Origin of the sequence: Pseudomonas sp. B23(2017) (assembly GCF_002113725.1) — a bacterium.
In the GTDB taxonomy this organism is placed as follows: domain Bacteria; phylum Pseudomonadota; class Gammaproteobacteria; order Pseudomonadales; family Pseudomonadaceae; genus Aquipseudomonas; species Aquipseudomonas putida_Z.
Map to the genome: position 1 here is coordinate 338,710 of NZ_NEJM01000004.1, position 13,645 is coordinate 352,354.

The 13,645-nt window shown below is 63.7% G+C and carries 13 protein-coding genes; 6 read left to right on the forward strand and 7 right to left on the reverse strand.

The genetic code is table 11. From position 1 onward, the window contains the following. Nucleotides 1–61 precede the first annotated feature (61 nt). The 3 genes from CAG46_RS09440 to CAG46_RS09450 are packed head-to-tail and all read left to right on the forward strand — an operon-like array spanning nucleotide 62 to nucleotide 2,702. On the forward strand, nucleotides 62–1,246 hold the full coding sequence (locus tag CAG46_RS09440; RefSeq protein WP_025338698.1) for an acetyl-CoA C-acyltransferase family protein: 1,185 nt from the start codon (nucleotides 62–64) through the stop codon (nucleotides 1,244–1,246). 13 nt (nucleotides 1,247–1,259) lie between these two features. After that, entirely contained in the window at nucleotides 1,260–2,108 is an 849-nt protein-coding gene (locus CAG46_RS09445) for a 3-hydroxybutyryl-CoA dehydrogenase (RefSeq protein WP_085615207.1), read from the forward strand. A gap of 12 nt (nucleotides 2,109–2,120) precedes the next feature. Continuing rightward, nucleotides 2,121–2,702 (forward strand): TetR/AcrR family transcriptional regulator, encoded by a 582-nt coding sequence (locus CAG46_RS09450; RefSeq protein ID WP_085615205.1) that lies wholly within the window; start codon nucleotides 2,121–2,123, stop codon nucleotides 2,700–2,702. Nucleotides 2,703–2,812: 110 nt separating this feature from the next. Here the strand turns inward: CAG46_RS09450 and CAG46_RS09455 are convergent, their stop codons facing one another. The 5 genes from CAG46_RS09455 to CAG46_RS09475 are packed head-to-tail and all read right to left on the reverse strand — an operon-like array spanning nucleotide 2,813 to nucleotide 9,312. Beyond that, nucleotides 2,813–3,190 (reverse strand): response regulator, encoded by a 378-nt coding sequence (locus CAG46_RS09455; protein WP_003256176.1) that lies wholly within the window; start codon nucleotides 3,188–3,190, stop codon nucleotides 2,813–2,815. Between the two features lie 44 nt (nucleotides 3,191–3,234). After that, the gene (locus CAG46_RS09460) at nucleotides 3,235–4,461 is read right to left on the reverse strand and encodes a hybrid sensor histidine kinase/response regulator (protein ID WP_075044892.1); all 1,227 of its coding nucleotides are present in this window, start codon (nucleotides 4,459–4,461) and stop codon (nucleotides 3,235–3,237) included. Beyond that, a complete protein-coding gene (locus tag CAG46_RS09465; protein ID WP_085615203.1) occupies nucleotides 4,455–5,030 on the reverse strand; it encodes a chemotaxis protein CheB in 576 nt (191 codons plus the stop codon). The genes CAG46_RS09460 and CAG46_RS09465 overlap by 7 nt, the downstream gene beginning before the upstream one ends. Beyond that, entirely contained in the window at nucleotides 5,027–5,848 is an 822-nt protein-coding gene (locus CAG46_RS09470; RefSeq protein ID WP_003259474.1) for a protein-glutamate O-methyltransferase CheR, read from the reverse strand. The genes CAG46_RS09465 and CAG46_RS09470 overlap by 4 nt, the downstream gene beginning before the upstream one ends. Beyond that, nucleotides 5,845–9,312 carry a response regulator gene (locus CAG46_RS09475; protein WP_085615201.1) on the reverse strand — a complete coding sequence of 1,156 codons (3,468 nt, stop codon included), beginning with the start codon at nucleotides 9,310–9,312 and terminating at the stop codon, nucleotides 5,845–5,847. Before CAG46_RS09475 ends, CAG46_RS09470 begins: the two co-directional genes overlap by 4 nt. A 249-nt stretch (nucleotides 9,313–9,561) precedes the next feature. Between CAG46_RS09475 and CAG46_RS09480 the strand changes: the two genes are divergently transcribed. Next, nucleotides 9,562–9,912, forward strand: a complete 351-nt coding sequence (locus CAG46_RS09480; protein WP_075044888.1) for a response regulator — start codon at nucleotides 9,562–9,564, stop codon at nucleotides 9,910–9,912. Between the two features lie 120 nt (nucleotides 9,913–10,032). On the opposite strand, the gene cobF is transcribed toward CAG46_RS09480, so the two are convergent. Then, complete coding sequence (gene cobF / locus CAG46_RS09485; RefSeq protein ID WP_085615199.1) at nucleotides 10,033–10,782, reverse strand: precorrin-6A synthase (deacetylating); 750 nt, start codon at nucleotides 10,780–10,782, stop codon at nucleotides 10,033–10,035. A gap of 67 nt (nucleotides 10,783–10,849) precedes the next feature. After that, entirely contained in the window at nucleotides 10,850–12,139 is a 1,290-nt protein-coding gene (locus CAG46_RS09490) for an OprD family porin (RefSeq protein WP_025338690.1), read from the reverse strand. A 361-nt stretch (nucleotides 12,140–12,500) separates the two neighbouring features. On the opposite strand from CAG46_RS09490, the gene CAG46_RS09495 reads away from it, so the two are divergent. Then, nucleotides 12,501–12,860 carry a histone-like nucleoid-structuring protein, MvaT/MvaU family gene (locus CAG46_RS09495; protein WP_015270810.1) on the forward strand — a complete coding sequence of 120 codons (360 nt, stop codon included), beginning with the start codon at nucleotides 12,501–12,503 and terminating at the stop codon, nucleotides 12,858–12,860. 225 nt (nucleotides 12,861–13,085) lie between these two features. Beyond that, entirely contained in the window at nucleotides 13,086–13,613 is a 528-nt protein-coding gene (gene gloA, locus CAG46_RS09500) for a lactoylglutathione lyase (protein WP_085615197.1), read from the forward strand. The last annotated feature ends 32 nt before the right edge of the window (nucleotides 13,614–13,645 follow it).

Below are 13,645 nucleotides of genomic sequence, written 5' to 3' on the forward strand. Positions count from 1 at the left end.
TCGCCGGCCATTCTCGCAGAGCCTGGCCCGGTCCCGCCATGCCTTCGCAATCGGAGCCCCTATGAGCAGCGCAGAAATCTACGTCGTCAGTGCCGTCCGTTCAGCCATTGGTGGCTTTGGCGGTTCCCTCAAGGACCTGCCGCTGGCCGACCTGGCCAGCGCCATCACCCGCGCCGCCATCGAGCGCTCGGGCGTGGCCGCCGAGCAAGTCGGCCACCTGGTGATGGGCACGGTGATCCCCACCGAACCGCGTGACGCCTACCTGGCCCGCGTAGCGGCAATGAACGCCGGCATCCCCAAGGAAACCCCGGCATTCAACGTCAACCGCCTGTGCGGCTCGGGCCTGCAGGCCATCGTCTCGGCAGCCCAATGCCTGCTGCTCGGCGACACCGACGTGGCCGTGGCGGCCGGTGCCGAATCCATGAGCCGTGGCCCGTACCTGCTGCCGCAGGCACGCTGGGGCGCTCGCATGGGTGACCTGCAAGGCATCGACTACACCGTCGGCGTGCTGCAGGACCCGTTCGAACACTTCCATATGGGCATCACTGCCGAGAACGTTGCGGCCAAGCACGGCATTACCCGCGAAATGCAGGACGAACTGGCCCTGACCAGCCAGCGCCGCGCCGCCCGCGCCATTGCCGAAGGCCGCTTCGCCAGCCAGATCGTCCCGCTGGAACTGAAAACCCGCAAGGGCAGCGTGCAGTTCAGCACCGACGAGCATGTGCGTGGCGAGGTGACCGCCGAGCAACTGGCGGGGATGAAGACCGTGTTCAAGAAAGACGGCACCGTTACCGCCGGCAACGCCAGTGGCATCAACGACGGCGCTGGCGGCCTGGTACTGGCCAGTGGTGATGCGGTGCGCCGCCTGGGCCTGAAGCCGCTGGCACGCCTGGTGGGCTACGCCCATGCTGGCGTCGAGCCTGAACTGATGGGCCTGGGCCCGATCCCGGCCACCCGCAAGGTGCTGGAGAAGACCGGCCTGAAGGTGCAGGACCTGGATGTGATCGAGTCCAACGAAGCCTTCGCCGCCCAGGCCTGCGCCGTGGCTCGCGAACTGGGCTTCGACCCGGAAAAGGTCAACCCCAACGGCTCGGGCATTTCCCTGGGGCACCCGGTGGGCGCCACCGGCGCGATCATCGCCACCAAGGCCATCCATGAGCTGCAGCGCATCCAGGGCCGCTACGCCCTGGCCACCATGTGCATCGGCGGTGGCCAAGGCATCGCCGTGGTCTTCGAGCGCGTCTGAGGGAGCCTGACACATGAGCATTGAACAGATTGCCGTGATCGGCGCTGGCACCATGGGCAACGGCATTGCCCAGGTGTGTGCCGTGGCCGGCTACCAGGTACTGCTGGTGGATGTTTCCGACGCTGCGCTGGAGCGCGGCGTGGCCACCTTGAGCAAGAACCTCGAACGCCAGGTCGGCAAAGGCACCCTCGACGCCGACAAGGCGGCAGCCGCCCGCACGCGCATACGCACCAGCACCGACTACACCCAGCTGCGCGGCGCGCAGCTGGTGATCGAGGCCGCCACCGAGAACCTGCAGCTCAAGCAGCGCATCCTGCAGCAGGTGGCGGCCAACGTCGCCGCCGACTGCCTGATCGCCACCAACACCTCGTCGCTGTCGGTCACCCAGCTGGCGGCCAGCATCGAGCACCCCGAGCGCTTCATTGGCGTGCACTTCTTCAACCCGGTGCCGATGATGGCGCTGGTCGAGATCATTCGCGGCCTGCAGACCAGCGACAGCACCTACGCCCAGGCGCTGGTGGTGACCGAAAAGGTCGGCAAGACCCCGATCACCGCCGGCAACCGCCCGGGCTTCGTGGTCAACCGCATCCTGGTGCCGATGATCAACGAAGCGATCTTCGTGCGCCAGGAAGGCCTGGCCAGTGCCGAGGACATCGACACCGGCATGCGCCTGGGCTGCAACCAGCCGATCGGCCCGCTGGCCCTGGCCGACCTGATCGGCCTGGACACCCTGCTGGCGATCATGGAGGCCTTCCATGAAGGCTTCAACGACAGCAAGTACCGCCCTGCCCCGTTGCTCAAGGAAATGGTCGCGGCCGGTTGGCTGGGGCGCAAGAGCGGCCGCGGTTTCTTCACCTACTGAGGAGCGAACGCCATGCCCCCGGTCAATGCCGCGATGCGCTGTGCCAACTTTGAAGAGCGACGTGACCGGGCCATGGCGCTGTTTGCCGAAAAGGGCTTTGGCCAGGTCAGCATGCGCGAGCTGGCGGCCCATGTGGGGCTTACCGCAGGCTCGCTGTACCACCACTTTCCCAGCAAGCAGGACTTGTTGTTCGACCTGATCGAGGAGTTGTACGAAGAGTTGCAGGCCACCCTGGACCAGGGGCGCCGGGCCATGGCGCGCGGGGCGTCGGCGTTGAGCTGCCTGATTGCCGCGCACTGGCAGCTGCATGCCGAGCGGCCCATGCAGTTTCGCCTGGCGGAGCGCGACTTCTGTTGCCTGAGCGAAGACCAGCAGGCGCGCCTGGCCTTGCTGCGCAAGCGCTATGAGGCGGGGTTGCTGAGGTTGATCGCACCGCAGGCGAAGTTGCAGGGGCAGGCCCTGGTGGCCACGGCGCATGTGGTGGCGACGCTGCTGAACCAGTTGCCGGGGTTGTTGAAGGCCTTGCCCGAAGAACAGGGGCTGGGGTTGATGGAAAGCATGCTGGTGGGTGGGCTGGAGCGGACACTGCGCTAGCCTGTTCCGGCCCTTTCGCGGGTAAACCCGCTCCCACAGGAACTGTGCAAACCTTGAGACTTGCACAGCTCCTGTGGGAGCGGGTTTACCCGCGAAAGGGCCAGTGCAGGCTAGCGCAGGAGCGACTGGATCTGTTCGTGCAAGGTATCCAGGTCGAACGGCTTGGCCAGGATCGGTGCCTTGCGGGTGATCGGGCTGCCGGATTCGAGAATCTCTGCCGGGTAGCCGCTGATGAAGATCACCTTCAGGTCCGGCCGCAATTTCACCGCCGGCTCGGCAATGTCCACCCCGGAAATCCCGCCCGGCAAGCGGAAGTCCGTCACCATCAGGTCGAGGTGCGGCTTGCTCGCCAGGATCGCGAACGCCTGCTCGCCATCCTCGGCCACCAGCACGTGGTAGCCCTCGCCTGCCAGGTAATCACGCAGGATCATGCGAATCGCCGGTTCGTCCTCGACCACCAGTACTACATCTTGTGCATCTTCACTCATGTCAACGCCTTGAAATACTTACAGCTGGCCATCAGACCCCAGGCTCAGGCAGAGGTTGCCCGTGCCTGGTCGTTTTGTTGTTCGTAGGTTGCCAGTGGCAACTGCAAGGTAAAGGTGGCGCCTTTACCCTCTTCACTCTCCACCAGTATGCGCCCGCCGTGTGCCTGGACGATCTGCTCCGATATGTACAGCCCCAGGCCCAACCCACCACTGGCCTGCTGGGTGGCGACCCGCTCGAACTGCTGGAAGATGCGCTGCTGGTTGGCCACGCAGATGCCGATGCCATGGTCCTGCACCTGCACGCAGGCCAGGCCGTCCTGCTCGAACACCCGCACCTGCACCGGTTTGCGCTCACCATAACGCAAGGCATTGGACAACAGGTTGGCCAGCACCTGCTCGATGCGAAACTCGTCCCACTCACCCTGCAGCGGCTCGCAGCGTTGCAATTCGAAATGGGTGTCCAATGCGCTGGCCTGAGCAGCAAAGTTCTCCACCAGGCCGCGCACCAGCTGGCCCAGGTCGAACGCCTTGGGCCGCAGCGACAGTTTGCCGGTGCGGATGCGCGATACATCGAGCATGTCTTCGACCAGGCGGATCAGGCTGTTGATCTGCCGCTCGTCGCGCTCGACCATGGCCTGCAGCTTGTCGCCGCTGAAGGCGGCAAGGTTGCCGCGTGCCAGGTGCAGCTTGCGCAGCTGGGTTTCCAGGATCAGGCCATTGAGCGGGGTGCGCACCTCGTGGGACACGATCGACATGAAGTCATCGCGCATGCGCACGGCATGCTCCAGTTCACCCCGCGCCGTTTGCAGCTGGGCCAGCAGCAGCTCCTGCTCCTGACGGCTGCGTTCCAGGGCCTGCAACTGGCGGTCGAGCACCTTGCGCTGGCGGTACAGGTCGACGAACACCGACACCTTGCTCTTCACCGCCAGGGTGTCGAGCGGCTTGTACAGAAAGTCCACCGCGCCGCTTTCATAGCCCTTGAACGCGTAGTTCATCTCGCGCCCGGCGGCAGTGACGAACACGATGGGGATGTTGCGAGTCTTTTCCGTGCCGCGCATCAGCTCGGCCAGCTCGAAACCGTTCATGCCCGGCATCTGCACGTCGAGGATGGCCAGGGCGAACTCGTGCTCGAGCAACAGCGACAACGCTGCCTCGGCCGACTGTGCCTGGTGCACCTCGCGGTCTTGGCCCTGGATCAGGGCGTCGAGGGCCAGCAGGTTTTCTGGCAGGTCGTCGACGATCAGCAGTTTGGCGATGGTGTGGCTTAGCATGCGCTGGGTTCCAGGGCGGCGAGCAATCGCTCGATGCCACTCAGAGAAAGAATATGGTCGGGCTGGTGCAGGGCCAGTGCGGCCTCCGGCATCAGCGCCACCTGTGCGTCACAAGGGTCCTGGACCACGGTCCGGCCCCCGTTGTACTTGATATAGGCCAGGCCTTCGGCGCCATCTTCATTGGCCCCGGTGAGCAGCATGCCCAGCAGGCCGGCACCGTAGGCATCGGCCGCCGACATGAACAGGTAGTCGATCGCCGGCCGGGAAAAATGCACCGGCGGCTCCTGGCTCAGCGACAGGGTCAGGTCACGCTCCACCGACAGGTGGTAACCCGGCCCGGCCACGTAGATCTGCCCGGCGCGCAGCGGCTGCTTGTCGCGGGCCTCGCACACTGGCCGCCGCAAGCGGCGCTGCAGCACCTCGGCCAGCTGGCTGTGGCGGTCATCGGGCAGGTGCAGCACGCAAATTACCGGGATGGCGAAGCCGGCCGGCAACGCGCCCAGCACGCTGAACAGCGCCGTCACGCCACCCGCCGAGGCGCCGACCACCATTGCGCGTACGCCTTTCATGACTTGCGGTAGATCCGTTCGGGCTTGACCAGCGGCTCGAAGCGCTCGCTGTAGGCGGAAAAATCCACCGATTCCTTGCTGCCCAGCACCAGGAAGCCGCGGTGGCACAGGGACTCGTGGAACAAGCCCAGGGCGCGGTCCTGTAGTTCCTTGTTGAAGTAGATGAGCACGTTGCGGCACGACACCAGCTGGGTTTCGGAAAACACGCTGTCGGTGGCCAGGCTGTGGTCGGCGAAGGTCACGTTGTCCCGCAGGGTGCTGTCCATGATGGCGTTGCCGTAGGCCGCCGTGTAGTACTCGGCAAAGTCCCGCCGGCCGCCGGCGATGCGATAGTTTTCGGCGTACTCGCGCATGCTCTGCATCGAGTAGATGCCCTGCTTGGCCTTGTCCAGCGAATGTGGGTTGATGTCGGTGGCGTAGATGATGGTGCGCTCCAGCAGGCCCTCCTCGCGCAGCAGGATGGCCATCGAATACACCTCCTCGCCCGTGCTGCAGCCAGCAATCCACACCTTGATCGACGGCCAGGTGCGCAGCAGCGGCACCACTTCGTTGCGCAGCGCCAGGTAGTGCCCCGGGTCGCGGAACATCTCGCTGACCGGGATCGTCAGGTACTGCAGCAACTGCATGAACATGCCAGGGTCGTGCAGCACCCGCTCCTGCAGCGCCGACACCGTCAGGCAGTCGAACTGGCGCAGCGCATGCAGGATCCGGCGCTTGATCGACGCGCCGGAATAATTGCGGAAATCGTAGCTGTACTTGAGGTAGATGGCCTCGATCAGCAAGCGGATTTCAATATCGGTGTTACGTTCGCTAGTCAAATTCGCTCCAGTTGCGGTAGCCACACACGGATCAGCGAGAACAAGCGGTCCAGGTCGATCGGTTTGGCCAGGTAATCGTTGGCGCCGGCTTGCAGGCAACGCTGCTGGTCATCCTTCATCGCCTTGGCGGTCACGGCAATGATCGGCAGCTTGCGCCAGCGCGATTGCTGGCGGATCAGCCGGGTGGCCTCGAAGCCGTCCATCTCCGGCATCATCACGTCCATCAGCACCAGGTCGATGTCGTCATGTTGCTCCAGGCGCTCGATGGCTTCGCGGCCGTTGCGGCCGATTTCGACGATCGCGCCCTTGTGTTCCAGCGCGCTGGTCAGGGCGAAGATGTTGCGCACGTCGTCGTCCACCAGCAGCACCTTGCGGCCTTCGAATACCTTGTCGCGGCTGCGCGCGGTCTTGAGCATGCGCTGGCGTTCGTTGGACAGCTGCGACTCGACCTTGTGCAGGAACAGCGTCACTTCGTCGAGCAGGCGCTCCGGCGAGCGGGCGCCCTTGATGATGATCGAGCGCGAATACTTGAGCAGGTCGGCTTCTTCTTCGCGGGTCAGGTTGCGCCCGGTATACACGATCACCGGCGGGAAGGCACGAATGTCCTCGGCGGTCATGCGCTTGAGCAGCTCGTTGCCGAGCATGTCGGGCAGCTTGAGGTCGATGATCATGCAGTCGTAGATGTTCTCGCGCAGCAACGCCAGGGCATCCTGGGCCATGGCCACGGCGGTGATCTCGACATCGTCGTCGCCGATCAGGCGGGCAATGCTTTCGCGCTGCAGGTCGTCGTCTTCCACCAGCAGGATGTGCTTGAGCTTCTGGGTCAGCTTGGCCTCCAGGCGGGCGAACACTTCCTTGAGTTGTTCGCGGCTGGTGGGCTTGACCGCGTAGCCGACGGCGCCCATATGCATGGCAGCCTCGACCCGGTCCTCCACGGAAATGATATGCACCGGGATGTGCCGGGTGCTCGCCTGCTCCTTCAGGCGTTGCAGCACGGTCAGGCCGGAATGGTCGGGCAGGCGCATGTCCAGCAGGATGGCATCGGGGATGTACTGGGCGGCCAGCTCGAAGCCCTCGTCGGCGCCCTGCGCCACCAGGCAGCTGTAACCCAGCTCGTGGGCCAGGTCGAAGAGGATGCGGGCGAAGTTCGGTTCGTCCTCGATCACCAGGATGCAGCGGTTGCCGAACGGCGCGCGCTCGCGGTCGTCGGCGAATGCCGGTGCCTGGCGTTTCGGCGCCGCCACCGCCGGTGCCTGCGGCGCGGGTGGCAGGCTGTCGACCGCCGGGCGCAGGCTGAGCGGCTCGATATCCTGCGCCACGCGCTCATAGCGCTCCGGCAGGATCAGGCTGAACACGCTGCCCTGGCCGGGGCTGCTGTCGACGCTGATCTGCCCACCCAGCAGGTGCGCCAGGTCGCGGGAAATGGACAGGCCCAGGCCAGTGCCGCCATAACGGCGGTTGCTGGTGCCATCGACCTGATGGAAGGCGCCGAAGATCGCCTGCTGCTGGTCGGCGGCGATGCCGATGCCGGTATCGCGCACGGCAAAGACGATGCCGGTGCCAGGCTGGTAACCGATGTTCAGGCTGACCTGGCCGCGCTCGGTGAACTTGATGGCGTTGGACAGCAGGTTCTTGAGGATCTGCTCCAGGCGCTGGCGGTCGGTGAACAGTGTGGCCGGCACCTGCGCCTCGGCGGTCACCTCGAAGGCCAGGCCCTTGTGCCCGGCCAGCGGCTCGAACATGCCACGCAGGCCTTCGACCAGGCGTTCCACCTGGGTGCTTTCGGGGCGCACTTCGAGCTTGCCGGCTTCCACCTTGGCGATGTCGAGAATGTCGTTGATCAGGTTGAGCAGGTCGTTGCCGGCCGAATAGATGGATTCGGCGAACTTGACCTGCTCGTCGCTGAGGTTGCCCTCGCCGTTCTCCGCCAGCAGCTTGGCCAGGATCAGCGAACTGTTCAGCGGCGTGCGCAGCTCGTGGGACATGTTGGCGAGGAACTCGGACTTGTACTTGCTCGAACGCTGCAGCTCCTCGGCGCGCGCCTGCAGCTCATCCTGGGCCTGGAGCAGTTCGTCGTTCTTGCGGTCCAGGGCCTCGGTGCGCTCGGACAATTGCTCGTTGGTCTGCTCCAGTTCCGCCTGCTGGGTTTCCAGATGGGCCTGGGACTCCTTGAGCACGCGGGATTGCTCTTCGAGCTCTTCGTTGGCGGTTTTCAGCTCTTCCTGCTGCACTTGCAGCTCTTCGTTCAGTTGCTGGGTCTCGGCCAGCACTTCCTGCAGGCGCTGCCGGTAGCGGGCGCTTTCGATGGAGATACCGAGGTTGCCACGGACCCGCTGCAGCATCTCTTCGTCACGCTCCTGCAGCGGCCGCAGGAAGCCCAGCTCCAGCACACCGTTGATCTGCCCGTCATCACTGCAGGGCATCAGCATGGCACTGCGCGGCAGGCCCCGGCCCAGGCCGGAACTGAGGTGGAAATAGTCGTCGGGCAAGTCGTCCAGGCGCAGCAGCCGCGCTTCGCGCACGGCCTGGGCCAGCAGGCCTTCGTGATCGCCCAGCACCTGCTCGCGGGCCTGCTCCTCGGCATCCAGGCCATAGCTGGCCACACGCACCAGGCGGCCATGCTCGTCACGCACGTACAACGCGCCGACCACGCTGCCCAGGTGGCTGGCGAAGAAACGCAGGATGTTGTCACCGAGCATGGGCAGGGTCAGCTGGCCAAGCACCTGTTCGGCCAGTTGCGTTTGCCCGTTGCGCAGCCAGGCCTGGTGTTCCAGGCGCTCGGCCGCGCGCTGCTGGGCCTTGAAGTTTTCGTCATAGGTACCCGACAGCGCCAATAGGTCGCGCCGCCCGAGGTAGGCCAGCAAGGCACTGAGGCCGATGATGAACAGCACGAAGGACGACATGACCGTGACGGTCACACTGTTGACCCGCTCGTTGCGCGCCATGCGCAACTGTTGTTCGCTGGCGATCAGGTTGTCGAACTCCTTGCGGATCTCGTCGGTCAGGCGCTTGCCGCGGCCGTTACCGATCAAGGCGCGGTAATCACCCTGGCTGCGGCGCAAGTTGATCATCTCGCTGCCGAAGGTGTTCCACGCCTGCTGCAGGGCGATCAGCCGGTCGATGCGTTCGACCTGTTGCGGGTTGTCCTCGACCATGCCGCGCAGGCTCTGCAGGCTACCGAAGATACGCGGCTTGGCCACCTCGTAGGGGTCGAGGAAACGCTCGTCGCCGGTGATCAGGAAGCCACGCATGCCGGTTTCCATGTCGATCGACAGTTTGACCGTTTCGTTGGCATTGCCGATCACCCGGTCGGTGTGCTCGACCCACTGCAAGGCCGAAAGCAGGTAGTTGATCACCGCGACGAAGGCAACGGCCCCCAGCAGGCCAACCCCCAGGGGTAGGCCGACGTTGCGGCTCAACAGCTTGCGGAAGCTCCGCTGGTCCATCGAGGCTGCTTGAATCATGTGAAAACGCCCGAGCAAGTAAAGTCCATTGAAAGTGTGGCAAATCGATCGTTGTAGTTGTCTGCCACTGCTCTGTCCCGTAAAGCGAGTCTAACCAGCTTTGGCGGGTCTGGCAGGGCATTTAGCCAGTATTTGAAGGTGATGTGCGCCAATCGTTCCATCTGATTGCACGGACCGGTATCCTCGGGGAACTTCTGCTGCCATCCGGAGCACAGATTAAAGACATTCATTCTGCACAGGATCGCAACCATGCACCTTCTGGTAGTCGAAGACGACGACATCGTACGCATGCTGATGGTCGAAGTGCTCGACGAGTTGGGCTACACCGTCATCGAAGCGGAGCATGCCAACGCGGCGCTGCGCATTCTCGAGGACCCGAACCAGGCACTGGCGCTGATGATGACCGATGTGGGGCTGCCGGACATGCGTGGCGAAGAGTTGGCGGTCAAGGCGCGCGAACTGCGGCCGCTGTTGCCGGTGCTGTTCGCCAGTGGCTATGCCGAAAGCGTCGATGTACCGGAGGGCATGCACCTCATCGGCAAGCCGTTCAGCATCGACCAGTTGCGGGAGAAGGTGCAGGCCATTCTGGGTACACCGTGAGCAAGGTGTCGTCTGCTTCGCGGGTGAACCCGCTCCCACAGGGAACGCGCGACCCCCAAGCTGGCGCTGTACCTGTGGGAGCGGGTTCACCCGCGAAGGGGCCGGAGCAGGCAGTACACCTCACAGCTCCCTGCGCAACAGGTAGCTATCCATGATCCACCCCTTGCGCGCCCGCTCCCGCTCACGCACTTCCATTATCTGCGCCTTCACCGCCTGCAACGGCCCGGCAATCAGCACCTCATCAGCAGTCCCCAGGTACGCGCCCCAGTAGATCATCAACGCCGGGTCATCGAGCCGGGCAAACGCGCACTGCCCGTCGAGCATCACCAGCACATTGTCGATCTGCCCCTGCCCGGCCAGGCGCCGCCCTGGCAATACGGTCAACGGCTCACCGATGCGGTTGAGCGGCACCTGATGGCGCGCCGCCAACGCCTGCACGCTGCTGATGCCCGGAATGACCTGCAGGCGCAGCGCCACACCACGCTCGCGGACCAGGCCAAGGATGCGCAGGGTGCTGTCGTACAGCGTCGGCTCGCCCCACAGCAGAAAGGCGCCGGTTTCCCCAATGCCTATCTCCTGTTCGATCAGTTGGGCATACAGCGCCGCACGCTTCCGGTGCCAGTCCTGCACCGCGCCCAGGTAATCATCGGCCTGGCCATCGCGTGCAGGGTCGGCCACCTGCACCAGGCGGTAGCCGCCCTCGGGCCGGTAGCGTTGCAGGATGGCCTTGCGCAGGTGCACCAGTTCGTCCTTGTCGCCGCCCTTGTCGAGCACGAAGAACACGCTGGCCTGGCGCAGCGCATCGACCGCCTCGTAGGTGACCTGGCGCGGGTCACCCGGGCCGATGCCGATCAACAACAGGTCTTTCATTGCCCTGCCCTTTGCGGGAACCAGCAGCCATTGTCAGGTGGCTGCCGGTATTTGGCAAAGCGCCCCGTCAGAAGATGGAGAAGTTGTAGCTGACAATGACCCGTGTCTCGTCCATGTCACGCGCCCACTTTTCATAGTTGCTGCGGTAAGTGGAATTACGCAGGCGCACACTGACGTCCTTGAACGTGCCACTTTGCACCTGGTACTTGAACTCGGTGTCGCGTTCCCATTCTTTGCCTTCGGCCGTGCTGCCCGGCACCTTGATATTGTCTCCGTTGATGTAGCGGGTGAAGAAGGTCAGGCCGGGCACGCCCAGGGCCTTGAAGTCATAGTCATAACGCACCTGCCAGGAGCGTTCCTGGGCGGCGGCGAAGTCGTTGACCTGGGCATAGTTGACCAGGTACGGGTTGGTGCCATCCAGGTATGGCATGGCACTGTCGCCATACATGCGTTGCCAGCCGGCACTGAGCTTGTGGCCACCCAGGCTGTAGCCGAGCATGCCGCTGAACGCGCGATGGTCGATTTCGCCGGCGCGGGCATTGCCGATGTCGTCACTCTTGATCAAGCGCAGGTCTGCCGACAGGCTGCCCACCGCCAATGGCTGGCTGGCCACCAGGCCGAGGAAGTGCTGGCGGTAGATGTTCTCCAGCTTGGCCACCTGGTACTGGGCGCTGAAGCGCTCGTTGAAACGGTAATCGACACCGGCCAGGTCAAAGTGGTCAGCCTCGATATCGCAGGCGTAGCGCTTGTTCTTGCAATGCACGCGAATGTCCTGGCGGTCGGTGGAATCCCGTGCGGTGTACTTGTCCAGGCGGGCCAGGGTGAACTTCAGGTCGCGCACTTCTTCGGAGGTGAGCATGGCGCCATGGAACATGGTCGGCAGCAGGCGGCCATCGTTGTACTTGAGCAGCGGCACATCCGGCATCATCGAACCGTACTTGAGCACGGTATTGGAAACCTTGACCTTGGCCGCCAGGCCCATCTTCGCGTACTGGTCCGCCGAGTGCCGTGGGTCATGGCCGGAAGACGGCAACAGGCCGCTGTTGCTGTCTGCCGGGCTGGAGTCAAGTTTGAAGCCGAACATGCCCAGCGCATCCACGCCAAAACCTACCGGCCCCTGCGTGTAACCCGACTGCACATTGAGGATGAAACCTTGTGCCCATTCTTCGCGTTTGGACGCACCCTGGCTGGAACTGCTGTGGCCGTCACGGAAATCCCGGTTGAAATAGACATTGCGTGCTTCGACCTTAGCACTGCTGTCTTCTAGAAAACCGGCGGCCTGGGCATTGACGCCGGCACACAACAGGAACAAGCCGGCAACACGACGCCCGGGGGCGAGGGGGAAAGGGGCAAACATGGGAGAAAACATCCAGAATCAAGGCGAGTAAACAACCTGTGGCACGTGCTGGCCACGGTACTGCGAGGGGGCCGAACAATAGCCGGCCATCATCTGAAATTATCGCGCGAAGGCTCTGGCACGGGCCATTGGACCATGGTCTAAGCGCACCGCAAGGCAACCGCGAAAAAACCTGACAATACCGCGCGCAAAACTAGGAAAGTTCCCGGCTTACTTACAAAAAGTTTGCAGTTTACCCAGTACCCATGAATGACTACACTCGATATCAGCGAACAGCGTAACCCACCCGCGTGGCCGGCGTTTTTATTCTTCTTCAATGTTCGTCACGCCCTGCCACGACCGACGTACAGGAGTGATTACAGTGTCCAGACTTGCAGAGTTTCGTGCTGCCGAAAAAGCGCTCCAGGAACAGATGGCGCAACTGGAAGCGTTGAAAAAGGATGCCGGCCTCAAACGCGAAATCGAATTCGAGCAGAAACTAGTCGGCCTGATGAAAAGCTACGACAAGAGCCTGCGCGATATCATCGCCATCCTCGACCCGAAGGCAGTGGCCCGGGTTTCCAGTGCAGCGCCCAAGCAACAGCGCCGCGCGCGTGTGGTGAAGGTTTACACCAACCCGCACACCGGCGAGCGGATCGAGACCAAAGGCGGCAACCACCGTGGGCTCAAGGCCTGGAAAGAACAATACGGAGCCGCCACGGTAGAAAGCTGGGTACGCTGATGAAACGTCCACACGTGCTTCACACTTTTTTCACAAGGGCTGGCTCAGTATCGAGACAGCTAAAGGACTAGCGACCCCATCACGCGCCCGCACATGCGGGCCTCTAATTCCAGCGCCCTGCCTCGTGCAGGGCGCTTTCATTTGCGCAATCGGCACACTGCCGTATCATGGCCGGCCTGTCTGTTTTGCCGGCGCCCTGCGCCCGGCCCCGTCTCAGGAGTTCCCATGAGCCTGCATGATCTGCAAACCCTGCCTGGCGTCACCGCCCAACCGGACGCCGCCACCGCCCAGTTCGTCTTCAACCACACCATGCTGCGGGTCAAGGACATCGAGAAGTCCCTGGACTTCTATACCCGCGTGCTGGGCTTCCGCCTGGTGGACAAGCGCGACTTCCCCGAAGCTGCCTTCAGCCTGTACTTCCTGGCCCTGGTCGACCCGGCGCAGATCCCGGCCGATGACAGCGAACGCCACCAGTGGATGAAGTCGATCCCGGGCGTGCTGGAGCTGACCCACAACCACGGCACCGAAAACGATGCCGAGTTTGCCTACCACAACGGCAACACCGACCCACGCGGCTTTGGCCACATCTGCATCTCGGTACCGGACGTACGCGTCGCTTGCGCACGCTTCGAGGCACTGGGCGTACCGTTCCAGAAGCGCCTGCAGGACGGGCGCATGAACCACCTGGCCTTCGTCAAGGACCCGGACGGTTACTGGGTCGAAGTCATCCAGCCGACCGAGCTCAAAGGCTGAGCGCTCATCGCGGCTCGCTCGTCGGGCCGGGA